Annotated in this window: 26 protein-coding genes; 12 read left to right on the plus strand and 14 right to left on the minus strand. The window is 72.3% G+C overall.

Going from position 1 to position 23,280, the window contains the following annotated elements; genetic code table 11:
• Positions 1-103 precede the first annotated feature (103 nt).
• Positions 104-664, minus strand: coding sequence for a CGNR zinc finger domain-containing protein (locus J4573_RS28295; RefSeq protein WP_208258940.1), 561 nt, complete (start codon positions 662-664; stop codon positions 104-106).
• A gap of 76 nt (positions 665-740) precedes the next feature.
• On the opposite strand from J4573_RS28295, the gene J4573_RS28300 reads away from it, so the two are divergent.
• Both J4573_RS28300 and J4573_RS28305 read left to right on the plus strand, forming a co-directional pair.
• Entirely contained in the window at positions 741-1,511 is a 771-nt protein-coding gene (locus J4573_RS28300) for a class I SAM-dependent methyltransferase (protein WP_208258941.1), read from the plus strand.
• Positions 1,512-1,674: 163 nt separating this feature from the next.
• Entirely contained in the window at positions 1,675-2,391 is a 717-nt protein-coding gene (locus tag J4573_RS28305; RefSeq protein ID WP_208258942.1) for an SDR family oxidoreductase, read from the plus strand.
• An 18-nt stretch (positions 2,392-2,409) separates the two neighbouring features.
• On the opposite strand, the gene J4573_RS28310 is transcribed toward J4573_RS28305, so the two are convergent.
• The 4 genes from J4573_RS28310 to J4573_RS28325 all read right to left on the minus strand — a co-directional run bounded on the left by J4573_RS28310 (position 2,410) and on the right by J4573_RS28325 (position 4,813).
• Positions 2,410-2,949 (minus strand): hypothetical protein, encoded by a 540-nt coding sequence (locus J4573_RS28310; RefSeq protein WP_208258943.1) that lies wholly within the window; start codon positions 2,947-2,949, stop codon positions 2,410-2,412.
• A gap of 220 nt (positions 2,950-3,169) precedes the next feature.
• The gene (locus tag J4573_RS28315) at positions 3,170-3,613 is read right to left on the minus strand and encodes a PPOX class F420-dependent oxidoreductase (protein WP_208258944.1); all 444 of its coding nucleotides are present in this window, start codon (positions 3,611-3,613) and stop codon (positions 3,170-3,172) included.
• A 70-nt stretch (positions 3,614-3,683) separates the two neighbouring features.
• Positions 3,684-4,100 (minus strand): DUF5655 domain-containing protein, encoded by a 417-nt coding sequence (locus J4573_RS28320; RefSeq protein ID WP_208258945.1) that lies wholly within the window; start codon positions 4,098-4,100, stop codon positions 3,684-3,686.
• Between the two features lie 26 nt (positions 4,101-4,126).
• A complete protein-coding gene (locus J4573_RS28325; RefSeq protein ID WP_208258946.1) occupies positions 4,127-4,813 on the minus strand; it encodes a nucleotidyl cyclase domain-containing protein in 687 nt (228 codons plus the stop codon).
• A 356-nt stretch (positions 4,814-5,169) separates the two neighbouring features.
• Here J4573_RS28325 and J4573_RS28330 point away from each other — a divergent pair, with 356 nt between their 5' ends.
• From J4573_RS28330 to J4573_RS28340, 3 genes are read left to right on the plus strand one after another with little or no spacing between them, the layout of a single operon-like run.
• Complete coding sequence (locus J4573_RS28330) at positions 5,170-5,892, plus strand: hypothetical protein (RefSeq protein WP_208258947.1); 723 nt, start codon at positions 5,170-5,172, stop codon at positions 5,890-5,892.
• A gap of 40 nt (positions 5,893-5,932) precedes the next feature.
• Positions 5,933-6,526, plus strand: coding sequence for a sigma-70 family RNA polymerase sigma factor (locus J4573_RS28335; protein WP_243773697.1), 594 nt, complete (start codon positions 5,933-5,935; stop codon positions 6,524-6,526).
• Complete coding sequence (locus J4573_RS28340) at positions 6,523-7,272, plus strand: anti-sigma factor family protein (RefSeq protein ID WP_208258948.1); 750 nt, start codon at positions 6,523-6,525, stop codon at positions 7,270-7,272. The genes J4573_RS28335 and J4573_RS28340 overlap by 4 nt, the downstream gene beginning before the upstream one ends.
• Before the next feature lie 133 nt (positions 7,273-7,405).
• On the opposite strand, the gene J4573_RS28345 is transcribed toward J4573_RS28340, so the two are convergent.
• From J4573_RS28345 to J4573_RS28355, 3 genes are all read right to left on the minus strand, one after another.
• Complete coding sequence (locus J4573_RS28345) at positions 7,406-8,140, minus strand: hypothetical protein (RefSeq protein ID WP_307796959.1); 735 nt, start codon at positions 8,138-8,140, stop codon at positions 7,406-7,408.
• Between the two features lie 80 nt (positions 8,141-8,220).
• On the minus strand, positions 8,221-9,060 hold the full coding sequence (locus J4573_RS28350) for an ABC transporter permease (RefSeq protein ID WP_208258949.1): 840 nt from the start codon (positions 9,058-9,060) through the stop codon (positions 8,221-8,223).
• The gene (locus J4573_RS28355; RefSeq protein WP_208258950.1) at positions 9,057-10,013 is read right to left on the minus strand and encodes an ATP-binding cassette domain-containing protein; all 957 of its coding nucleotides are present in this window, start codon (positions 10,011-10,013) and stop codon (positions 9,057-9,059) included. Before J4573_RS28355 ends, J4573_RS28350 begins: the two co-directional genes overlap by 4 nt.
• A gap of 85 nt (positions 10,014-10,098) precedes the next feature.
• On the opposite strand from J4573_RS28355, the gene J4573_RS28360 reads away from it, so the two are divergent.
• Positions 10,099-10,860, plus strand: a complete 762-nt coding sequence (locus J4573_RS28360; RefSeq protein ID WP_208258951.1) for a TetR/AcrR family transcriptional regulator — start codon at positions 10,099-10,101, stop codon at positions 10,858-10,860.
• Between the two features lie 74 nt (positions 10,861-10,934).
• Here the strand turns inward: J4573_RS28360 and J4573_RS28365 are convergent, their stop codons facing one another.
• On the minus strand, positions 10,935-13,601 hold the full coding sequence (locus tag J4573_RS28365; RefSeq protein WP_208258952.1) for an ATP-dependent RNA helicase: 2,667 nt from the start codon (positions 13,599-13,601) through the stop codon (positions 10,935-10,937).
• A gap of 274 nt (positions 13,602-13,875) precedes the next feature.
• Here J4573_RS28365 and J4573_RS28370 point away from each other — a divergent pair, with 274 nt between their 5' ends.
• Complete coding sequence (locus tag J4573_RS28370) at positions 13,876-14,652, plus strand: NERD domain-containing protein (protein WP_243773699.1); 777 nt, start codon at positions 13,876-13,878, stop codon at positions 14,650-14,652.
• Here J4573_RS28370 and J4573_RS28375 read toward each other — a convergent pair.
• On the minus strand, positions 14,649-15,143 hold the full coding sequence (locus tag J4573_RS28375; RefSeq protein ID WP_243773700.1) for a hypothetical protein: 495 nt from the start codon (positions 15,141-15,143) through the stop codon (positions 14,649-14,651). The genes J4573_RS28370 and J4573_RS28375 overlap by 4 nt on opposite strands.
• Complete coding sequence (locus J4573_RS28380; protein WP_208258953.1) at positions 15,136-15,498, minus strand: hypothetical protein; 363 nt, start codon at positions 15,496-15,498, stop codon at positions 15,136-15,138. The genes J4573_RS28375 and J4573_RS28380 overlap by 8 nt, the downstream gene beginning before the upstream one ends.
• Positions 15,499-15,602: 104 nt before the next feature.
• Between J4573_RS28380 and J4573_RS28385 the strand changes: the two genes are divergently transcribed.
• Positions 15,603-16,295, plus strand: a complete 693-nt coding sequence (locus J4573_RS28385; protein ID WP_208258954.1) for a histidine phosphatase family protein — start codon at positions 15,603-15,605, stop codon at positions 16,293-16,295.
• Here the strand turns inward: J4573_RS28385 and J4573_RS28390 are convergent.
• Genes J4573_RS28390 through J4573_RS28400 form a run of 3 tightly spaced genes read right to left on the minus strand, consistent with a single transcriptional unit; the run spans position 16,222 to position 19,085 of the window.
• The gene (locus J4573_RS28390; RefSeq protein ID WP_208258955.1) at positions 16,222-17,016 is read right to left on the minus strand and encodes a YqjF family protein; all 795 of its coding nucleotides are present in this window, start codon (positions 17,014-17,016) and stop codon (positions 16,222-16,224) included. The two genes, J4573_RS28385 and J4573_RS28390, sit on opposite strands and share 74 nt — an antisense overlap.
• Before the next feature lie 9 nt (positions 17,017-17,025).
• Positions 17,026-17,457, minus strand: coding sequence for a hypothetical protein (locus J4573_RS28395; protein ID WP_208258956.1), 432 nt, complete (start codon positions 17,455-17,457; stop codon positions 17,026-17,028).
• Positions 17,458-17,495: 38 nt separating this feature from the next.
• Positions 17,496-19,085 carry a helix-turn-helix domain-containing protein gene (locus J4573_RS28400; protein ID WP_243773701.1) on the minus strand — a complete coding sequence of 530 codons (1,590 nt, stop codon included), beginning with the start codon at positions 19,083-19,085 and terminating at the stop codon, positions 17,496-17,498.
• A 402-nt stretch (positions 19,086-19,487) separates the two neighbouring features.
• Between J4573_RS28400 and J4573_RS28405 the strand changes: the two genes are divergently transcribed.
• The 4 genes from J4573_RS28405 (at position 19,488) to J4573_RS28420 (ending at position 23,185) form a co-directional block, all read left to right on the plus strand.
• The gene (locus tag J4573_RS28405; RefSeq protein WP_208258957.1) at positions 19,488-20,015 is read left to right on the plus strand and encodes a hypothetical protein; all 528 of its coding nucleotides are present in this window, start codon (positions 19,488-19,490) and stop codon (positions 20,013-20,015) included.
• A 130-nt stretch (positions 20,016-20,145) separates the two neighbouring features.
• Entirely contained in the window at positions 20,146-20,850 is a 705-nt protein-coding gene (locus J4573_RS28410; protein ID WP_208258958.1) for an SDR family NAD(P)-dependent oxidoreductase, read from the plus strand.
• The gene (locus J4573_RS28415; RefSeq protein ID WP_208258959.1) at positions 20,831-21,883 is read left to right on the plus strand and encodes a threonine aldolase family protein; all 1,053 of its coding nucleotides are present in this window, start codon (positions 20,831-20,833) and stop codon (positions 21,881-21,883) included. The genes J4573_RS28410 and J4573_RS28415 overlap by 20 nt, the downstream gene beginning before the upstream one ends.
• A 69-nt stretch (positions 21,884-21,952) precedes the next feature.
• Complete coding sequence (locus J4573_RS28420; protein WP_243773702.1) at positions 21,953-23,185, plus strand: thiolase C-terminal domain-containing protein; 1,233 nt, start codon at positions 21,953-21,955, stop codon at positions 23,183-23,185.
• Positions 23,186-23,280 lie beyond the last annotated feature (95 nt).

A 23,280-nucleotide genomic window follows, 5' to 3' on the forward strand; every position in this document is an offset into this window, starting at 1 on the left:
AGCGTGACACGAATGTGCGCGAAGGGAAACAGCCGGGAGACGGAACGTCACACCGGGGCGAATGATCCTCAGCCCGGAGATCAGGAATGCGGGCCGGTGGACCTCAGGACTGGCTGCGGGCGCGGAACGCCGCGGTCTTCACGCGGTTCTGGCAGGCGGTGGAGCAGAATCTGCGGGTGCCGTTGCGCGAGGAGTCGACGTAGACGCGGTCGCAGTGCGGCGCGGTGCACACGCCGAGCCGGTCGTACAGCTCGCTGCCCAGCACGACCGCCAGCCCGGTGGCCGACGGTCCGCCGCGGTCGGCCGCGACGCCGCCGGCCTCGCCGTGAAAGTGCACGTGCCAGGGCTCGCCGTCGTGGCGGGACAGGTGCGGCCTGGGCCGGGTCTCCTCGAGGATCGTGTTGACCTGCTCGGCGGCGGTGTCCACGTCGCCCGCGGCGATCGCCTCGAACACCACCCGCAGCTCGCGGGCGACACCGGCGAGGTCGTCGAGCTCGGACTCCTCGAACCGCTGCCCGTCGGAGATCTCCTTGGCCAGGGCGTCGATCAGCTCGGCGGGCGAGGGCAGCGGATAGCGCTTGCCGCGCCGCTCCCCCGGCGTGAGGACGTTGACCATGGCGACGGCGTTGGCCACCACGGTGTCCGCGTGACTGTTGAAGTTCACTTGACCAGTTACTACCTTCCGGGCTAGCGTGCTCTTGTCACTGCCAAGAGGCTACATGACAGTTACAGGAGGGTCCATGACCACGCTCACCCGCGACGTCGCCGACCGCTGGATCACGCGCTGGGACCGCCAGCAGGAGGGCTACCTGCCCGACCGCGAGGAGCGCTTCACCGCGATCATCGACGCCGTCGAGGCCGGCGCGGGCCGTCCCGACCCGCTCGTGCTGGACCTCGGCTGCGGCCCCGGCTCGCTGTCGGACCGCCTGCTGGAGCGGCTCCCCCAGGCCACCGTCATCGCGATCGACGCCGACCCCCTGCTGCTGTCGCTGGGCAAGGCGCTGCACGAGGGCCGCGGCAACCTCAGCTTCGTCGACCTGGACCTGCGGGTCCCCGGCTGGGCCGCGCGGCTCCGCCTGGACCGCCAGGTGGACGTGGCCGTCAGCACGACCGCGCTGCACTGGATCTCCGGGTCCGAGCTGCGCGTCACCTATGGCGAGCTCGCGACCGTGATGCGTTCGGGCGGCGTCTTCCTGAACGGCGACAACTTCTACGTCGAGGACGCCGCCCCGTCCATCCACGCGCTCGACCGGGCGCTCGGCGCGCGCGCCAAGGAGCGCCGCTTCGGCGGCAACCCGCCGGAGGAGTGGGGGCAGTGGTGGGACGCGGTCGCCGCCGACCCGGTGCTCGGCGAGCTCAAGGACGAGCGCGACGACTCGGCCGTCGCCCACCACGGCTCGGAGTCCGGGCTGCTCTCGACCCACATCGAGGTGCTGCGCGAGGCCGGGTTCGCCGAGGTCGGCACGCTCTGGCAGCGCGGCGACAACCGGCTGCTCTGTGGCGTGCGCTGAAGCGTCCGCTGATCCCGACGAAGTCGGCCGGGGGTGTGGGGGGTCGTCCCCCCTCGGGAGGAACTGACCTATGGCAGGTATCGGCGTCCCGATTGGCAGCCGCCCCTGGGCCGGGCATAGCGTCGATCACCTGAAGTGGTTCCTGGCGTAACTGAGGAGTTCGATGAGCACGGAACGTTCCGATGGGCCGGTCACGCTGATCACCGGGGGCGGCACCGGCATCGGCGCGGCGGCGACCCGGCGCCTGCTGGCCCGGGGGCACCGGGTCGCGGTCACCGGCCGCCGCAAGGAGCGGCTGGAGGAGTTCGCCACCGAGGCGGGCGCCGGGCCGGACCTGCTGACGCTGCCGGGCGACTCGGCCGATCCCGGCGCGGTGCGGGCGGCGGTCGAGGCGGCGGTACGGGAGTTCGGGCGGCTGGACGCGGTCGTGGCGAACGCCGGGCTGTCCACCCACGACACGTTGGAGAGCGGCGATCCCGAGCAGTGGCGGGACATGCTGAACGTCAACGTCCTGGGCCCGGCCGTCCTGATCAAGGAGGCGCTGCCCGCACTGAAGGAGAGCAAGGGCCGCATCGTGCTGGTGGGCAGCACGGCCGGGGTGAAGAACACGCCGGGCAACATGTACTCGGTGACCAAGTGGGCGGTGTCGGCGCTGGCCGAGAACGCGCGCGTGCTGGTCACCGGCTCGGGCGTCGGCGTCACGATGGTCGCGCCCGGACGGGTCGAGACGCCGTTCTGGGACAGCCGCGAGGGCGGCATCCCCGACGGGCCGTTCATGACGGCCGACACCGTCGCCGCGGCGATCGAGTACGCGCTGTCCCAGCCCGCCGGGGTCGAGATCAACTCGGTGGTCGTACGGCCGACCGGCCAGGTCCACTGACCGCTCACCGCTCACCGCTCACCGCCTGCCGGGCCGGGCCCATGGGGTCCGGCCCCACGGCTTGTAGATCGACAGCAGCGTCATCGTCACGTACATCGTCAGCGAGACGATCGGCGGGACGAGGTGCTGGGCGGTGCCGTGGTCGGCCGGGGTGGCCAGCGCCGCCCGGGCCGCCTCGTGCAGGCCCGGCCGCAACGAGAAGATCGTGAGGGTGCCGGCCGTGAGGGTCAGCCCCAGCTTGGCGAGCACCCACCAGTGGCGGGTGACGCCCCAGTGCGTACCCAGGCACAGCACGACGCCGGTCGCCAGGGTGAGCAGCGCGACCGGGATCAGCAGGATGTCGCCGAACAGGCGCATCGCCACGTAGGCCGCCCGCAGCGTCATCGTGTCGTCGGTGGTCAGGGCGACGATCGTCAGCGTCAGCAGGCCGATGTCCAGGCCCAGCCATGACACCGAGACGATCACGTGCAGGACCAGGTTCGCCTTGCGCACGCGCGGCGACATGCGCCCGCGTGCGGTCCGGGGCGCGGTGGCGGGGCTGCTCACTGTCGACGTCATGCAGCAGACGGTGACAGGGCTCAGCCGGCCGCCACATCGCATCGGCGGCGGCTTCGCCGCTACTCCGAGCGGGGTAGCTCGCGGCGGCCGTCTTCTCCGGCGGAGGTAGCCGCCCCCGAACCGCAGACCGGCCGAACCGCCGACCAGGCAAACCGCCGACCCGGCCGACGTCGGATCGGCTGAAGCCGGATCGGCCGACGTCGGATCAGCCGACGTCGGATCAGCCGAAGCCGGGGAAGCCGTAGAGGCGCTCGACGTGCAGCCGGACGACCACGCGGCGGTCGGCGACCATGGCGAGCCGGTAGTCGTCCCAGTCGGGGTGCTCGCCGCGGATGTCGCGGAAGACCTCGATCAGCTCCTCGACGGCGGCGTCGTGCGGATCGGCCGCGACGTCCGACAGTTCGGCCGTGCCCTCGGCGACCACGTACGCCTTGCCGTCGGGCCTGGTCACGTGCAGGCTGGCGCGCGAGTCACGGCGCAGGTTGCGCGCCTTGGCGCGGTCGTCGGTGATGGAGATCCGGATCAGCCGCCGGTCCTCGTCCCAGTGATAGTTGATGTTGGACAGCTGGGGCCGCCCGTCCTTCTTGATCGTGACCAGCACGCCGAGGTTGTGCTCCAGGAGTAGCTTGGCCAGACCAGCCTCGTCCACCGGTTCGTCCGCCATGCGCCCGCCTCTCTCCAGAGTTAACGAAGTCCTCCGCGACAACCGCGGAGGACTCCCCAACCTTCCCGGATCAGTCGGTCGCCGCGTCGAACGCCTCGCCGACCCAGCCGAGCAGTTCGTCGTCCACCTGCTCGACGCCCCGCAGCCGGATGCTGTGCCAGGTGCGCCCGCGGCCGATCGGAACGGCGCGCATGACCCGCTCGTTCACCAGCGGGTGCGGCAGGAACAGCTCGATCGACAGCGCGCGGGCCATGGGGCGGATCTCGGCGAACTTGCGGTCGCTCAGCAGGAAGACGCCGACCCGCACCGAGTCGGCGTGCACCGGCCCGAGGCCCCGCGCGTACGCGAGGAGGGCGTCGTAGATCTCGCGCTGGTACGGCGGGCGCCCGGCGAAGGTCTCCTCCACCGTGCAGCCCGGCGCACAGACGTGCGACTGCCGTACCAGCCCGAACTCCCGTTCACACTCAGGACACGTCCAGCGGCTCATCACCCCATCGTGCCTCGCGCCGCGGACTACCGGACGGCCAGGGCCGGAAAGTCGTACAGCGTCGCCTCGTCGCGGCGCCCTCCGTGCCGGCCGCCCGGACCGTCCCGCTCGCCGTCCTTAAAATCCCCGTGTGCCGCCTTCCCCGTGAAGATGTGGCCCCGGAACGCGGTGCCCTTCGCCATGACCTTGATCGGCTGGAACTGCTGCGGCGGCAGCGCGCAGAAGCCTGTCGCCACGACGTCCTCGAAGAGGGTGTCTGACACGACGTAGGCGACGTCGCGGTCCGGGTCGTCCACCAGGAGCCGGCGCAGCGGGCCGGCGTCCAGCAGGCGCTGGACCACGATCGGCGCGTCGCCCGCGGGGCCGAACGGTCCCTCGGTGAGCGTGCCGTGGTGCAGGGCGAGGCGCACGCGGAGCGGCAGCCGCGCCGCGCCGCTCCGGTTGACCTCGTCCAGCGCGGCGGCGAGCAGGATGACGAAGTCGCCCGCGACGGTCGCCGCGTCCACGCTTTCGGGCAGGGTGGCGAGCTCACCGTCGCCGCCGACCTGCTTGGCCCATGCCGTGCGGTCCAGGCCGACCCCCTTGGCGGCGCTGTCGAGTGCGTCGGACAGGTGCTGCTGCGCGAGCAGCTGCTCGCGGGTGTCCCGCTTGCTGTAGGCCTGGATGTCGACCGCCAGCAGCAGACGGTAGACCAGGTGTCCGTAGCTGTTCACTCCATCGCCTTCCGGTCCTCCGAGCAAATCGGGCCCGCTGCCCTCATTCGCTCCAACTGCGGAGTGAGCGTTGCGTGGCGGAGGACCACCGATGGTGTGGGAGGCACCTCCTCCGTTCTCGTGTGATGCGCTCATACATGAACTTGGACGTTCGCTAGAGGCCTTTGGCACCGTTAGGTAAGCCTTTCGTTCCAAACTCGCCACAGTCCCTCTGGCGAATGACAGGTGACCGGGTCCGGTGTCACTCCACAGAGCGACAGACCGTCATCCCGTTGAACCTCGGCCGCCGCCGCCTCCGTACTTCCTCGCGACATGACACTCAGGGCCACCACGGCTCACAGCGGAGGAAGCACACCATGAGGCTCCAGCGATCGGCCGCCGGGACGGGCGCCGCCGTGGCCGCGTGCGTGGCGCTGACTTCCTGTGCCGGCTACACCGGGCACTCCTCGCACGCCATCACCGGCGCCGGCGGCAAGTCGCCCGAGCCGGGCGCCGACGTCGTCATCACCGACGCACCGTCCAGCGCGCAGAGCATCCGCATCTCGGCCAACCCCCGGCTCGGCGGGATCCTCGCCGACGGCGGCGGCCGGACGCTCTACCGCTACGACAGGGACACCGCGCGTCCCTCGCGTTCCAACTGCGCGGGCGAGTGCACGCGGCTGTGGCCGCCGGAGCCCTGGTCCCCCGGCATGAAGCTCACCGGCATCAACCGTGCCGTGATCGGAAGGGTCGCGCGGCCCGGCGGGAGCTGGCAGCTCACCGTCGGCGGCTGGCCCATGTACCGCTACATCGGCGACGAGGGACCCGGCGACGCCCACGGTCAGGGCATCGCGGGCGCCTGGTTCGCCAGCACCCCCATCGGCACCCGGGCGCGGCTGCTGAACGGCGCGGGGATCGACCCCGGTGCCGCCGTCAAGCCCGGACCAGGCGCCGGCAGCGACACCGGCGGAACGAACGGAACCACGAACGGAACCAACGGCAACAGCGACGGAACCGGCAACGGTGCCACCGGCGGAGCCACCTCCGGCGGCGGCAGCGCCCCCAACGCCCCCAACACCGGCGGCACCACCGGTTACTGACCCCCGACCCCTCGGTCCTCACCCCGCCCGGAGAACCCCGATGGCCCACAGATCCCCCACCGCGGCGCCGCCCGACCGCGCCGGCACCGGCCCCTGGAGCTGGTTCCGCGGGTCCCGCGCGGACGCCGTGGACGACCAGGTGATCGTCACCGAGCTCTACCGCGTGTACGGCCGGCCGCTGCTGTCGTTCGTGCTGCGGCTCACCGGCGGCGACCGCCACTGGGCCGAGGACGTCGTCCAGGAGACGATGATCCGCGCCTGGCGCAGCGCGCACCAGCTCGACGCCAACGCGACCTCGCTGCTGCCCTGGCTCGCCACCGTGGCGCGGCGGATCGTCATCGACGACCAGCGCCGCAAGAACGCCCGGCCGCAGGAGGCCGGCGAGGGGCCGCTGGAGAACATGCGGGCCCCCGACGGGTTGGAGGACCTCCTGAGATCGGTCGTCGTCTCCGAGGCTCTCCTCGCGCTGTCCCCGGCGCACCGGGAGATCCTCAACGAGACCTTCTTCCGGGACCGCACCGTGAACGAGGCCGCCAAGCATCTGGGGATTCCGGTCGGAACGGTGAAGTCCCGTGTCTACTACGCGCTGAGAGCACTGCGCGTCGCCCTGGAGGAGAGGGGGGTCACGCCGTGAACGCGAGCATCCAGCACATCGACGTCGGAGCCTACGTCCTCGGTCTGCTCGAGGAGCCCGACCGGCGGGCCTTCGAGGCGCATCTGTCCACCTGCATGCAGTGCCACGAGGAGCTGGCGGTGCTGCGCGGGGTGGCGGCCACGCTGGACGGGCTGTCGCCCATCGAGGAGCCCGCGCCCGCGCCGCCCACGCCCGACCCGGCCGTGGTGACCGACATGCTGCGCTACCGGGAGCGGGCCGACAGGCGCCGCCGCAGGTCCGGCGCGCTGGTCGGCGCGGCGGCGGGCATCGTGCTCCTCGCCGGGGCCTTCGGCGCCGGGCTGACCATGACCGGCGACGACAAGAGCCCGAGCCCGGCGCCGCCGGCCGCCGCGCCTCCCGCGGCCCCGGCCGCCAGCGTCGAGGCCTTGCTGCAGAACGGCCACCACGTCTCGGCCACCGACGCCGCGACGGGCGTGTCCGGAACGGTGGCGATGGAGGGCAAGGGCTGGGGCAGCCGCGTCGGCCTCAAGCTGGGCAAGGTCAAGGGCCCGCTGGAGTGCACCCTGGTCGCGATCGACCGTGCGGGCAACGACCGGACGGTGTCGGGCTGGTCGGTGCCGCCCAAGGGCTACGGCTTCGCCGACTCGCCCGCTCCGGCGCTCACGCTGGAGGGCGGGACGGCACTCAAGCCGAACGAGATCACCAGGTTCGAAGTCCGCGATTCGGCCAGTGGCCGGATCCTGCTCAAGATACCGACAGTCTGACCCACGGGACCCCGGGTGTGTTTCACGACGACCCCGGCCACCGCGCAAACGCGTTACCTGAGTCGGGGAGTGACGCCGGAGGCGAGCTCCCCGGCTCAGATCGCGAAGCGATGTCGCGTTTGCCTGAGCCCGGTTAGGCCGAGCCGCCAGGCGAGGCCGTAGGCCGGGGTTGTGAAACACCGCCCGGCAGGAGAGAGGCGCGGTGGCGGGCGAGGGCGAGCGCCGGGTAACAGTCCTCCGGAAGGTCTCCGCCGTCCTGGAGCGCGCTCCGCAGCCGCGTCCCCACGAGCTCTGCGTCGTACGGCTGAACGACGCAGAGCTCGGCCTGCATCGCCTGCCGCGCGGCGGTCATCAGGGCCGGGACGTCGCCGACGATGACGATCTCGCTCGGCACCTCCCCGTGCGTCAGCCGTACGGCCAGCGCGTGCAGGCCGCCGTCCTCGTAGCGGAACTCGCAGACCAGGCGGTCGCCGTCCAGCGGGCCCTCCTGGATCAGCCAGACCTGGCTCGGCGTGACCCTGCCGAGGGCGCTCAGCCAGGACGGCTCGGCCGCGAGGTTGCGCACCCCGTCGGCTGCGCGGCCCGCGGTGCGGCGGGCCTCATCCGGGCCGATCGCCTCCAGCGCGCGCAGGAACGCGTACGCCCCGGGCGTCCCGGCAGCGCTCATGCTGGTGATCAGGTCGCCCAGCGCGGCGCGCCGCCCCTCGGCGTGGGGGGCGGCGGCCTCGAGAGCGCCGAGCTGGGAGGAGGTCCACACCTCCGCCTGGAGCGCGCCGGGCAGCGCGGGGAGCTCGCCCGCGGCCCGGACGAACGCCTCGTACACCTCGCGCAGTCCGGGAAGCATCAGCCGGGGGCTCTTGGCAGTCACGCGCTCCAGGTTATGGGATCGGATCAGTACTTCCCCGAGGGGGGCCGACCCCCCACACCCCCCGGCCGACTTCGTCGGGCTCAGGCGCCCAGACGCCGGTAGCGGCGTACCGCCAGCGGCAGGAACACCAGCATGATCACCAGCGGCCACGCCACCGCCAGCAGCACGCTGTGCTGGGCGGCCCAGGAGTCCCCCGCGACGTCGGGGTTGCCGAACAGGTCGCGGGCGGCGGTCGCGGTGGCCGACATCGGGTTCCACTCGGCGACCGCGCCCAGCCAGTCCGGCATGGTGGCGGGGGCGACCAGCGCGCTGGACAGGAAACTGATCGGCCAGACCAGGATCTGGACCGCCATCACCGACTCCGGTCCCCTGGCGATCAGGCCGAGGTAGGCGCCCATCCACAGCAGCGAGAAGCGGAACGCCAGCAGCAGCCCGAACGCCGCCAGCGCCTTGCCGATCCCCTCGTTCCACTGCCACCCGACCAGCAGCCCGCAGACGATCATGACCGCGAGGGAGACGACCGAGTTCAGCATGTCGGCGACGCAGCGCCCCGCGACCACGGCCGACGGCGACATCGGCAGCGAACGGAAGCGGTCGGTGACGCCCTTGGAGGCATCGGTCGCCACGGCGCTGAACGTCGCCTCGGTCCCGAAGACCATGGTCATGGCGAACATGCCCGGCATGATGAACTCCCGGTAGTCCCCGCCGCCGGGCACCTCCATCTGGCCGCCGAACAGGTAGCCCATCATCAGCACGACCATCACCGGGAACAGCAGCCCGATGATGATCTGGTCGGGGCGGCGCGCCCAGTGGGCCAGGGTCCGCAGCGTGATGGTCCAGGTGTCGGCGACCGCCCACCGCGCCGTCGTCACGTACCGGCTCGAGCGCCGGCTCGCGTACTGGCTCGCGTACTGGCTCATACGGTGACCTCCTGGTCGTCGGTGAGGCGCAGGAAGACCTCGTCGAGGGTGGGGCGGCGCAGGCCGATGTCCTCGACCGCGATCCCGGCCGAGTCCAGTGCCCGTACGGCCTCGGTCAGGGCGGCGACGCGGTCGGTGACGGCGGCGCCGACATGGCCGGTGTCGGCGTGCACGTCGGCTCCCCGGCCACCGATCCGCCCGATGATCTCGGCGGTGGCGGCGAGGTCGGCGGCGTCGCGGACGACGACGTCGATCCGGTCGCCGCCGATGCGGGCCTTCAGGCCGTCCGGGGTGTCCCCGGCGATGACCCGGCCGTGGTCGATCACCGAGATCCGGTCGGCGAGCTGGTCGGCCTCCTCCAGGTACTGGGTGGTGAGCAGCACGGTGGTCCCGCCGCCGACCAGCGTCCGCACCGACTCCCACACCTCGTTGCGTCCGCGCGGGTCCAGGCCGGTGGTCGGCTCGTCCAGGAACAGCACGGGCGGCGCGAGGATCATGCTGGCGGCCAGGTCGAGGCGCCGCCGCATACCGCCCGAGTACGCCCCGGCGGGCCGGTCCGCCGCGTCGGTCAGCCGGAACCGTTCGAGCAGCTCTTCGGCCCGGGTCCGCGCCGCGCGCACGCCGAGGTGGTGGAGCCGTCCGAACATCACCAGGTTCTGCCGCCCGCCGAGGATCTCGTCGACCGCCGCGTGCTGCCCGACGAGCCCGATCGCGGCCCGGACCCGCGCGGGCTCGCGCACCACGTCGAACCCGGCGACCCGGGCGGTGCCGCCGCCGGGCCGGGTGAGCGTGGTGAGGATGCGGACGGCGGTGGTCTTGCCCGCGCCGTTCGGGCCGAGAACGCCGTGCACCGTGCCCGGCTCGACGGTCAGGTCGAGCCCGGCCAGCGCGACCGTGTCGCCGTATCTCTTGGTCAGGCCCTCGGCGAGCACCGCGGGTGAGGGGGAATCCATGACGCCTCCAACTCTGTACGACGTACGGAATAAATATAACGTACACCATACAGAGTTTTATCCCGCGCGGCCTACGATGGTGATCGTGACGACGGAGTACACCGGGAGCGGCGACCCGCGGCGCAGCCTGGAGCTGCTGTGGGGCGTCGAGCCGCCGCCACGGCGCGGCCCGAAGCCCAAGCTGACCGCCGAACGGATCGCCACCACCGCGATCGAGCTCGCCGACGCGGTCGGCCTGGCCGCGCTGTCCATGCGGCGCATCGCCGAGGAGCTCGCGGTCTCGACGATGTCGATCTACACCTATGTGCCGGGCAAGGCCGAGCTGGTCGACCTCATGCTCGACCGCGTCATCGGCGAGCTGGTCCCGCCGCCGCAGGACGCGCCCTGGCGGGCGGCGCTGGAGCACATCGCCCACCAGAACTGGGACCTCTACCACCGCCACCCGTGGCTGCTGGAGATCTCGACCGGCCGCCCGCCGCTCGGCCCCAACCTGCTGGACAAGTACGAGTACGAACTGCGCGCGGTCGAGGGCCTGGGCCTCACCGACGTGGAGATGGACTCGGTCGTCGCCCTGGTCGACGGCCACGCCGAGAGCACCGCGCGGACCTCGGTCCACGTCGCCCAGGCGCCGCAGCGCACGGGCATGACCGAGCAGGAGTGGTGGGACAAGACCGGCCCGGTGCTGGCCGAGCTCATCGAACCCGGCGCCTACCCGCTGGGCAGCCGGGTCGGCACCGCGTCCTCGATCGAATACCAGGGGGCCGTCGGGCCGCGGCACGCCTTCGAGTTCGGCCTCGCCCGCATCCTGGACGGCATCGAGGCCCTGATCAGCTCCCGCCACTCCTGACTCCACGCCGATCTTGCTCTCAGCGCCCTTTCATCCCGGAATTGAGGGCGCTGAGAGCAAGATCGGCGCATTGGTCAGGGCCGCTTGGTGCGCTTGGTCGCGACCGCCTGCGCCGGGTCCTCCGGCCAGGGGTGCTTGGGATACCTGCCGCGCAGCTCGGCGCGTACGGCCTTGTAGCCCTCGCGCCAGAACGAGGCGAGATCGGCGGTCACCGCCGCGGGCCGCCCGGCGGGCGACAGCATGTGCACGACCAGTGGGACACCCGCGAGCCTGGGCGTGGCCTCCCAACCGAACAGCTCCTGCAGCTTCGCCGCCAGCACGGGCTGCTCGCCCGAGTAGTCGACGCGGATCTTCGAGCCCGAGGGCACCTCGATCCGTTCCGGCGCCACCTCGTCCAGCCGCGCGGCGCACTCCCAGGGCAGCAGCCCGCGCAGCGCGCCCGCGACGTCGATCTTCTTGAAGTCGCGCTGGATCCAGTCCTCGGCGTGCTCCAGCAGCGACGCGTCGTCCATCGCGGGCCATGGCTCCCCCAGCGCGCGGTGGGCGAACGCGAGGCGCTCCCGAAGCGCGACCGCGCCCGGCGTCCAGTTGAGCAGGGAGAGCCCCTGCGCCCGCAGCCCGTCGGCCTGTGCCTTGCGCACCAGCGCCGGATCCGGGTTCTTCAGCGGCCGGACGTTCAGCTCGATCGCGCCGAGCCGTTCCACCCGCCGTGCGCGGACGTCGCCGTCCCGCCAGACGACCTCGTCCTCCCACCCGGCCTCACCGGCCAGCCGCGCGATCTCCTCATCGATGACGACGCCGGCCCGGATCCTCGCCGACGCGGCCCCGGCGGGCCGGTCGGCCACGGCGATCGCCAGCCACTCCGCCTTCGCCGCCGCGAGCGCCGACCCCTCCCCCAGGAGTTCCGCGCCCGTCCCGGACGCCATCAGGTAGCCGCCGCCCCGGCGCCGGGCCACCCGTTCCGGAAACGCCAGCGCCACGATCCGCCCCGCCGTCGCGTCATCGCCGCGCCCGTGGTGGACGGCGAGGCCCCCGGCATCGCGGGCACCGTGGGCCTCGGCGGCGCCGTGGGCATCGGCGGCGCCGTGGGCATCGCGGGCACCGGGACCGGCGGCGGCCACACGACCGCGGGCAGCGCGATCGGCGGCGGCCGCGCGATCGCGGTCGGCGCGATCGGCGGCGGGCGTTCGGTCGCGGGAGTCTCGAGAGGCGGGCGTAATCGACGCGAGGGCGGTTTCGAGCCGGCGGGCCTCGTCGCGCCAGCGGGCGGCGTGCGCGTCGGTGGGCGGGCCGCCCCGGCGCAGCGAACGCCACGCGGCGGTCAGGTCGTCGCCGGCGGCGCGCGGCGGGGGCTCGGACAGCAGCGCCACGACCTGGGCGGCGGTACGGGCGCCGACGTCGGCCGAGCCGTCCACCAGGGCGCGCGCCAGGCGTGGGTGAACGCCGACGCGGGCGAGCAGGCGGCCACGATCGGTGGCGCGGCCGTCGTCGTCCACCGCCCCGATGGCCTGGAGCCCGGCGCGGGCGGCGCGCAGGGCCGCCTCGGGCGGCGGGTCGGGCAGGGCGAGACCGCTCGCGTCCGGCTCGCCCCAGCAGGCGATCTGCAACGCGAACGTCGTGAGGTCGGCCAGCTCGATCTCGGGGCGGGGACGGGCGGGCAGGCGGTCGTGTTCGGCCTCGCTCCAGCAGCGGTAGACCGTGCCCGGGGCCTCGCGCCCGGCGCGACCGGCGCGCTGGTCGGCGGCGGCGCGGGACGCCCGGACCGTGGTGAGCGCGCCGAGGCCGCGGGCGTGGTCGGTGCGCGGCTCGCGGGCGAGACCGGAATCGATCACGATCCGTACACCGGGGACGGTCAGGCTGGACTCGGCGACCGAGGTGGCCAGGATGACGCGGCGGCGGTCGCCGGGCGACAGCGCCGCGTCCTGGACGGACTGCGGGGCCTGGCCGTGGACCTGGAGCACCTCCACGCCGGCGCCGGACAGCTGCCCGGCGACGCGGGCGATCTCCCCCACACCCGGCAGGAAACAGAGGACATCGCCGTCCCGTTCGGCCAGCGCGCGGCGGACGGTGGCGGCGACGTGCGCCAGCAGCGCGGGGTCCACGCGCATGCCGTGCGGCGGCGGCAGGGGACGCTCGGGCGGCGCCCAGACGACCTCCACCGGATGCAGGGCGGCCTCGGTCTCGATGACCGGGGCACCGTCGCCGGTGCCATCGCCGGTGCCGTCGCCGAGCAGGCGCGCCCACGGGCCTGTGTCGGCGGTCGCCGACGCCGCGAGCAGGCGCAGGTCGGGGCGGAGCGTGGCGCGCACGTCCAGCAGGAACGCCAGCGCGGTGTCGGCGTCCAAATGCCGCTCGTGGCATTCGTCGAGCATGACCGTGCCGACGTCGGAGAGCTCGGGATCGTCCTGGAGCCGCTGGAGAACGACACCCGTTGTGACCACTTGAACGCGCGATCCGGGCCGATGCTCACCGCGAATGGTGAGCCCGACGCTCTGCCCGACCTTCTCGTTCAGCATCCACGCCATCCGGCGGGCCGCGGCGCGGGCGGCCAATCTCCGGGGCTCCAGAACGAGAATCCTCCCGCCTCTCCCTTCGGAGTCGGCGAGGGCGAGCGGGATAAGGGTCGTCTTGCCGGTTCCGGGCGGAGCCGCGAGCACGGCCGCACCGCGTTCGGCCAGGGCCGCCCGTAGTTCGGGGACGACGTGCCTGACCGGCAGATCCTCCTGTCGGGCGATGCGCATCGGACCAGTCTCCCATGGCCGTAATTACAGGAATCCGAAAGCGACGGCCGCGCTTGCAGTGAAACTTTCACCGCTCATTTCCCGCTTCAGCGTAGAACGTTCTAGGGAATCCCAAGGAACGTTCTAGCACTCACCCAGCAAAGGAGGTCGAAGGCAAGCCCTATCTCACTTCCTGTTGCTTTCCAGGTCGTCTTATCCCACCTTAGGATGGCTACGGGCAATGACCCGGGTATCCCGTTAATCGGGACGTATCCGCAGGTGCAGGAGGCAGGCGATGATCGGCAGCTCCATCTACCTCAGGGACAGGGCGGCATTCACCGGCGGCTCGCCACAGGCGGTCTACGAAGAACTGTGGCAGCGTGGCCAAAAGGGGAGATTGCGGACCCGCGCAATTATGGCCGGGGCGATGGGCATCATGTGCTCGTTGCTGGTCAACGCCGTTTTCGGGCTGGTCATGATGGCCTTGGTCGCGATCGCCGATACCTACTTTCATTGGCGCGGTCACAACCTCTCGAGCGTCTGGCGGCGAGGTTTGCGCGGCGATGAGCGGATGAACCGCATCCTGCGCTACACGCTGGAACGGCGCGGTCACCGCGTGGTCTACGCGCGCACCGTGCCGGGCCACGGCACCATCGACCAGCTGGTGGTGGGACCGGGCGGGGCGTTCCTGGTGCAGAACGACGCGTGGCACCCCGAGGCCGAGCTGTCGGTGCACGGCGGCAAGCTGTTCATCGACGGCCGCACCCAGACCGCCATGGTGAAGGCGGTCACCGGGGCCGCCGCGACGGCGGGCGCGCTGATCTCGCAGCAGACGGGGATGGACGTCAAGGTGACGCCGATCATGGCCGTGCACGGCGGCCGGCTCACCAAGGCGCCGTTCACCGCCGACGGGATCGTGTTCGCGACGCCGTTCAAGGCGCTGCGCTGGCTCCGCAAGCACCCGCACGCCGACTACTCGCCGGCGGAGGTCGAGATGATCGCGCAGGCTGCCATCCACCGGCTGCCGATCGGCGGCCGCACGATGACCTCCGCCCCGCCGACCGCCGCCTAGCGGCCGGTGGCCTCCGCGCGGGCGGCCCGTCCCGTGCGGCGCAGCCACCACAGCCCGATGATCGGCAGCACGAGCGGAACGAACCCGTACCCACGGCCGTACCCCGACCAGACCGTCGCATCGGGGAAGGCCTCGGAGTCGGCGAGGCTGAGCGTCCCGACGATCAGCACGCCGGCCAGCTCGACCGACAGCGCGGCGAACGCGATCCGCCGCGAGGTGCGCCCGCCCATGGCCAGCGCGACGGTGGCGAGGATGTAGATCACGGCGGCGACCGCCGACAGCACGTACGCGAGCGGCGCTTCGTCGAACTTGGTCGCGATCTGGACGGCGGCTCGGGCCCCTGCCGCCAGCGCGAAAATCGCGTAGACCGCGACCAGGAGCCTCCCCGGCCCGCTCCGCGTAGCGGCCGGGTCGGGGACGGTCTCAGTACCCGTGGTCTCGCCGCCTTCGGCGCTCTCGGTACCCGTGGTCTCGGTGTCGCGCTCAGCCATTGCCCGTCCAGATCTGGTTCATTCGCACGATCATCACGGCCACCGCCAGGCAGGCGACGACGATCACGCCGGGGCCCCAGCGGGTGCGCTCCAGCATCCCCCAGCCCGCACCCGCCGCCGGGATCAGCAGGATCGCCAGCAGGTAGCCGATGAACGTCGCGGGCTGCTTGGGGCCCTCGTCGCCCGCGAGCTTCACGAAGCCGAGCACCGCCTGGACGATCAGCAGCACCTCGACCACGCCGAGCGCGATCAGGTGGCCCCAGCCCATCGCGCGGTTGCGGAGGGCGGTCACCAGGGCGTAGGCGGCGGCCGCCAACGACACCACGATGATCACGGTGGCCAGCGCATTCGTCACGGCATCAGAGAGTACTACGCCGTGTAGAGCAAGCGGCGCGCAGGTGCGGCGTGACGCGGCGGGCGCGGCGAGCGGCACGCGCGAAGCCGTGACAGCGTGGAATCATGGGGGTTGTGGACGCGCTCGAATGGCTGAATCTGACCAGGCACGGTGAGAGCACCGGCAACGTCGCCTACGGGGCCGCCGTGGGCACCGAGGCCGAGGAATACGACATCCCCGAGCGCGACGCCGACGTCCCCCTCACCCCCACCGGACGCGAGCAGGCCAAGCGGCTGGGCCGCTGGCTGGCCGAGCTGCCGCCCGAGGAGCGCCCGACGCTCGCGGTGGCCTCCCCGTACCAGCGCACGCTCGACACGGCGCGGATCGCGCTCGCCGAGGCGCCGTACGAGGTGGAGCTGGAGGTGGACGAGCGCCTGCGCGACCGGGAGCAGGGCATCCTGCAGGGCCTCACCTGGCGGGGCGTGCTGCGCCGCCACCCCGAGGAGGCCGCCCGGATGAGGCATCTCGGGAAGTTCTACTACCGGCCGCCCGGCGGCGAGTCGTGGGCGGACCTGGCGCTGCGGCTGCGCAGCTTCTACCGCGACCTGGACATGAACGCGCCCGGTGGCCGCGCGCTCGTGGTGACCCACGACGCGATCATCGTGATGACGCGCTACCTGGTGGAACGGCTCTCCGAGAAGGAGATCATGGCGATCGAGAAGGAGCCGGTCGCCAACGCCTCGCTCACCCGCTGGAGTAACGACGGATCCCGTCTGCGACCAGTGACCTACAACGACAGGGCGCACCTGCTGGACTAGCGACCCGGCTGCCGTTGCCGAACCGGACGGTCGTCGCGGCGGCGTACAGGACGCTCTCGGGCGGGCCGTCCAGGGGCGGGAGCCCGCAGGCGGCCGCGAGCCCGGCGTCCTGCCAGTGCGTCAGCTCGGCCCGCCGCAGCGGCCAGGGCAGGTGGTTGACCGGCATCCGCAGGGTCTCGCCGTACCAGCGCTGGTGCAGGGCCCAGCGGGCGGTGAGGGCCGTCTCCAGCGCGGTCGGCTCCACGGTCTCGGCTGGGCGGACCTTCAGCCGTACGCCGACGCCGGACGGCGCGGGGACCCTCCGCCGCGTCGAGTAGCCGACCTCGCCCTCGCCGCCGCGGGTGAAGCGCATGTCCGACCAGGTGTACGGGAGGCGCAGCGCGGACCGGGACGCCGCCGCGAAGACCGGGTCGGTGGCCTCCATGGCGCGGAACACCACGCCGCGCCGCCCGTCCTCGTCCACGCTGTAGAGCCGCACGTTCAGCTCCAGGAACGAGGGGTAGGGCAGCGTGCCGAGCCGCAGGCCGGTCATTCGCAGGCCGATCACGCCGACCCAGGCCGAGCCGTCCTGGATCTCGGGTTCGGTGCCGCGCGGCAGCAGCGGGCGGACCGCGCCAGGGTCGACCCGCCAGTGCAGGAAGACCACGTCCCGCCACGACTGGAGGGTGAACGACCGGCGGATGACGTACGGCGACGTCGCCGAGATCGCCTCGATGGTCATGCCCGGATCCTAGGCGGCCCGGCGGGCGGCGCGGCGCCTGGCCAGCACCCAGCCCACCACCAGCCCGAAGGCGACGTGGTCGGCCACCTGCGGTACCTGCGGCAACGCCCTGATCCGCGGAACGCGCCGCCCGACGACGCCGAGGTCCAGCGCCGCGATCACCAGCCCCGCAGCAGCACCCGCCCCGGCAGCCCGGCGTGCGGGCAGGACCGCGCCGAGTACGCCCGCCCAGCCCAATGATAGCGCCGCGTGAACGGGAACGGCCGCCAGCGCCAGCGGCACCGACCGGCTCTCGCGGGGAAGCAGCATCGTCCCGGCCGCCAGCGTCGCCTCGATCGGCCTGCGCCGCGTCAGCAGGGCGTGCAGCGTCGAGGGCGCGCCCGACACCACTCCCGCCACGGCCGCCGCGACGACGACGTCTCGCGCTCGATCCCTGTCCACGCTCGCATCCTAAGGACCCGGGACCACCACTTGAGCCCTCAGAACTCGCGGATGCGCAGCCGCGAGGTGACGGTGGCGCGGCGCGGGTCGCCGGGCGGGAGCACGACGTCCAGGCGTTCCAGGGCCTCGTGGTCGGCCCGGCCCGGCTCGGTCTGCACGTAGTCCCACAGCACGCCGACGCCGCCCCGGTCGAGGATGAGGCTGCGCATGCGGACGGCGAGCTCGTCGCGTTCGGCGCGGACGCCCGGCGCGTCCGAGCGGGGCAGCAGCTCGCCGCGGCACAGCCGCACCGCGGTGAGGGCGTCGCCGTCGTCCAGCAGCCGCCGCACCGCCAGCAGGTCCGCGTCGACCTCGCACTCCAGCCGGTACGGCTTGGCCCGCAGGACGTCGCCGAGCTGGGAGCGCAGCCGGTGGATCTCGGCGCGGATGGTGACCGGGTTGCCCTCGTCGCCGTACAGGTGCAGGGCCAGCCGGTCGCCGGTGAGGCCGCGCGGGTTCACCGCGAGCAGGGCCAGGATCTCGGCGTGGCGGAGCGTCAGCGGGATGCGGCGGCCGTCCAGCAGCGCGTACGGCTGATCGGTGCCGAGCAGCGCGAGCGTGAGCAGCGGCCGCCGTTGACGCGCGGGCGGCGGCCCGTCCGCTCCGCCCTCGGGACCGGGAAGGCCGCTCGGCCGGACCAGGAACGCCTCGCCCGCGGGCTCGGCGATGGCGAGGCGGCCGTCGGGCAGCTCGATCTCGCCGCCGGGCACCGGGGCGGGCAGCCGGTGGCCGTGCCAGTCGGCCGGGTCCCCCGCGACGATCCGGCCGGTCGCGGTGACCAGCACGCCCGGCGCACCGTGCAGGGCTCTCAGGTGCCGCTGCGAACGCTCGCGCAGCTGGTCGTCGCGGCGGTGCATGTCGTTCTCCAGGCGCGCCTCGGCGAGCCGGGCCGCGACCGCGACCAGCGCGACGGTCGCCGGGTGCAGTGCGTCGACGGTGGCGCTGACGTCGATGCAGCCGATGATCTGGCCGCTGTCGGGGTCGATGATCGGGGCTCCGGCGCACGACCAGTTGTGCAGGACGCGGGCGACGTGCTCGGCGGAGTAGACGTACTCGGGGCGGCCCGAGGCGAGCGCGGTGCCGATCCCGTTGGTGCCGATCGACCCCTCCGACCAGCAGAAGCCGTCGGTCAGCCCGACCCGGTCGGCGAGCCGCCGCACCTTGGCTGGCCCCTCGGTCCACAGCGCGTGCCCGGCCGCGTCGGTGATCACCATCAGGTGCTCGGTCTCGTCGGCGGCGTTGCGCAGCAGCCCGCGCAGCATCGGCAGGTGCGGGGCGAGGGGGTGCGCCGAGCGGGCGTCGCCCAGCACGTCGCGGTCGTAGACCAGCGGCGCCGCCTCGACCGCGGTGTCGACGCCGGCCTCCCAGGACCGGCGCCACGACTCGGAGATCGGCGGCCGGACGCGCGGCGCGGCGGCGCGCGCGACCGCGGCGCCGCCGAACGTGGCGAGCGTGGCGCCGCCGGACGTGCCGCAGATCATGGTGTCGCCCGCGTCGTGGGCGAGCTCGTGCGCGGCGGCGAGGCGCCGGGCCGCGGCGGAGGGTTCGCGGCACGCGTGCGGCGCAGTGACGGCGGAGACCCGTCCCATCGGAACTCCCGCGATTGACAGAATCTCGGATCGGTTCCTGAGCATCGACCCATCCGTCAGGGCGCGCAACCGGTTCCGGTAAACACCGAGACCTCGGCGTTGCCACCCTTGGTGACGGTGCGACTGCAACGTGCGTGCAACGTTCCGATGGTTACCGTACGCCTCGCCGGTTGGGAGGCCGGCCTTCGTGTCGCGGCCCGTCGCTTCACGAGCCTCCGGGGAGGGAGGCCTGCGGGGCGGCGGGTCGTGGCCGTTGGTGGCCGGTGTGACCGAAGTGGCCGGAAGAGGCACTCATTCACTTAAAGAACACGCAGATGATCTGCCCCGTTTTCCTCCAGTTCGCCTAGAGTTTAGGGGGCGTCCACCGTCAAGATCCCCCAACTCCAGAGGAGCATCATGGCCGTGTTCTCGGTTATCGTCCGCCGCGTCGCCGTCGAGGCGGAGCGTCAGCTGCGCGAGGGTGTCAAGACCCTCGCCAAGCTCGTGGACGACCGGGAACGATCAGCCGAGCGCGAGCGCCTCCAAGCGTACGGCGAACGGCTGGCCCTCATGGAGGAAACCCTGAAAGGCCAGGACGCCGGCATGCGCGAGCTGCGCACCGAGCTCGACTCCCTGGTCACGCAGCTGAACGAGCGGCTGCTCCCCCGCCTGGACGAGCGGATGGACGACACCGAGCGCGACCTCACGGTGGTCGCGACCACTCTCGTGCGCACCGGCAAGGACACCGCCGGCAACAGCACCCGCCTGGAGACCGTCGAGCAGCGCCTGTCGGACCTGCGCGGCAAGCTGTCGCAGATGGAGCAGCGCTCCGGGCTGTGGCGCGAGCTGCAGGGCAACATGGCCCGGCTCGGCGACGACATCGACGCGCTGCGGGGCCGTCTGGACGTTCCCGAGGCCGAGCCGCTGAGCAGCCACGAGGCCCGTCACTGACCTCTGCCGCTCGTTCGGCGGTTCTCTGCCACCCGTTCGGCGGTTCTCTGCCACCCGTTCGGTGACCTCTCCTGCCCGTTCAACCGCCTCCGAGTCCGATTCGGGTCGCCACCTGTCAGAGGATGGTGGCATGACATCGAGTGCGGAGAGTTCCCATAACGCCGGCCGCGTCGTCGTGGTGGCCGGATCCGGCGGCGCGACCGGGCACGCCGTGGTGCGCCGGCTCGCCGCCGGCGGCGCCCGGGTCGTCGCGGCCGGCCGCAGCCCGCAGCAGTGGGACGACGAGCGGATCACCGGCGCGGTCGTCGACCTGCTGGACTCCGGCGCCACCCGCGCCTTCGCGGACGGCGTCATCGCCGAGCACGGGCGGGTGGACGGGCTGATCCAGCTCGTCGGCGGCTGGCGCGGCGGCAAGACCTTCGGCGACACCGACCTGGCCGACTGGGACTTCCTGCACGGCCAGATCGTCCGCACGCTGCAGCACACCACGCTGGCCTTCCACGAGGAGCTGCGGCGCAGCCCGGACGGCCGGTTCACGATCGTGTCGCAGCACGCGGCGCAGCACCCGGCGCAGGGCGTGGCGGCGTACGCGACCGCCAAGGCCGCGGCGGAGGCGTGGACGCTCGCGCTCGCCGACTCGTTCGCCGGCACGGACGCGGCCGCCGCCATCCTGGTGGTGAAGGCGCTGCTCACCGACGCCATGCGCGCCGAGCACCCGGACAAGGCCTACCCCGGCTTCACGCACGTCGACGATCTCGCCGAGGCCATCGCCGACCTCTGGAACCGACCCGCGCAAGAACTGAACGGAACCCGTCTTGACCTCTCCCAGCACTGAACCCGCCTCCCGCACGTTCGCCAGCGACAACCGTTCGGGCATCCACCCGGAGATCCTCGCCGCCATCGCCGCCGCCAACGAGGGCCACGCCACCGGCTACGGCGACGACGCCTGGACCGCGCGCCTGACCGAGGTCATGAGGCGGCACTTCGGCGAGCAGGCCGAGACGTTCCCGGTCTTCAACGGGTCGGGCGCGAACGTGGTGTCCCTGCAGGCGATGGCCGACCGCTGGAGCGCGGTCGTGTGCGCCGAGTCCGCGCACATCAACATGGACGAGGGCGGCGCGCCGGAGAAGGTCGCCGGCCTGAAGCTGATCACGGCGCCGGTGCCGGACGGCAAGCTGACGCCCGAGCTCGTGGACCGGCTCGCGTGGGGCATCGGCGACCAGCAGCACGCCCAGCCCAAGATCGTGTCGATCACGCAGAGCACCGAGATGGGGACCGTCTACACCGCCGCCGAGATCGCGGCGATCGCGGCGGCGGCGCATGAACGCGACCTCTACCTGCACGTGGACGGCGCTCGCCTGGCCAACGCCGCCGCCTCGCTCGGCGCGCCGCTGCGCGAGTTCACCACCGACGCGGGCGTGGACGTCCTGTCGTTCGGCGGCACCAAGAACGGGCTCATGCTCGGCGAGGCGGTCGTCGTGCTGAACCCCGACGCCGTCCGCGGCGTTCTCTACCTGCGCAAGGGAGCGATGCAGCTGGCGTCCAAGATGCGCTTCCTGTCGGCGCAGCTGATCGCGCTGCTCGAGGGCGACCTGTGGCTGCGGAACGCCACGCACTCCAACGCGATGGCGCGGCGGCTGGCGGACGCGGTGCGCGACCTGCCCGGCGTCCGGATCACCCAGCCGGTGGAGGCGAACGCGATCTTCGCGATCATCCCGAAGGACGTGGCCGAGCGGGTGCGCAAGCGCTACCCGTTCTACACCTGGGACGCGGGCGCGGGCGAAGTACGTTGGGTCTGCTCGTTCGACACCACCGAGGACGACGTCGCCGCCTTCGCCGCCACCCTGGCCGACGAGCTGACCGCCTGAGCCTCGGATGAAGGTTCGACACTCACCTAGATGCACACCCAAGCGATCGCTTGTTCAAACGGTGCGGCTATGGTGGGTGTCGAACTGGATTCGGTACTGGAGGCGAGCCTGATGGCCAACCGCACCTTCGTCGTCGGCGTGGGCATGACCAAGTTCGAGAAGCCGGGCTCCCGCGAGTGGGACTACCCCGACATGGCCAAGGAGGCCGTCGGCAAGGCCCTGGAGGACGCGGGCGTCGCCTACGACAAGGTCGAACAGGCCTACGCGGGCTCGATGTACGGGGCGATGGGCCAGCGCGCCCTCTACGAGACCGGGATGACCGGCATCCCGGTGATGACGGTCGCCAACGCGTGCGCCACCGGGTCGAGCGCGCTGTTCATGGCGCGGCAGTCGGTGAAGGGCGGCCTGGCCGACTGCGTGCTCGCGCTCGGCATGGAGAAGATGCAGAAGGGCTCGCTCGGCGCGGGCGTCGGCAAGTCGAAGGTCACCATCATCGACCACCACCTGAACTCGATGGTCGCCGGGCGCGAGTGGGAGATGGACAAGGCCCCGATGCCGCAGATGTTCGGCAACGCCGGCCGCGAGCACATGGAGAAGTACGGCTCGACGCCCGAGCACTACGCGTGGATCGGCTGGAAGAACCACAAGCACTCGGTGAACAACCCGTACGCGCAGTTCCAGCAGGAGTACTCGCTGGACGACGTCAAGAACGCCACGATGATCTTCGACCCGCTGACCAAGCTGCAGTGCTCCCCCACCTCCGACGGCGCCGCCGCGGCGCTGGTCGTGAGCGAGCGGTTCGTGGACGAGAACGACCTGTGGGGCCAGGCCATCGAGATCGCCGGTCACCACATCGCGACCGACACCCCCGACAGCTTCGAGGACCACTCCTCGATCCAGGTCGTCGGCTTCGGCGTCTCGCAGCGCGCCGCCAAGAAGGCGATGGACGAGGCGCAGATCTCGATCGACGACGTGGACGTGATCGAGCTGCACGACTGCTTCAGCGCGAACGAGCTCATCACCTACGAGGCGCTCGGGCTGGCCGAGGTCGGCGAGGGCCACAAGCTGGTCGACGAGCAGGCCACCACGTACGGCGGCAAGGTCGTGGTCAACCCGTCCGGCGGGCTCATCTCCAAGGGCCACCCGCTCGGCGCCACCGGCATCGCGCAGTGCGCGGAGCTGACCTGGCAGCTGCGCGGCAAGGCCGATGCCCGCCAGGTCGAGGGCGCGCGCGTAGCGCTCCAGCACAACATCGGCCTCGGCAGCGCGTGCGCGGTGGCCGTCTACAAGCCCGCGTCGTAGCCGGGTAGACCGTAAACCCATAGGTCGTAACCCCATAGGTCGTAACCCCATAGGCCGTAACCCCATAGGTCGTAGCCGCGTAGAAGGCTCCGGAT

This window comes from Actinomadura barringtoniae (genome assembly GCF_017573505.1).
Lineage (GTDB): Bacteria > Actinomycetota > Actinomycetes > Streptosporangiales > Streptosporangiaceae > Spirillospora > Spirillospora barringtoniae.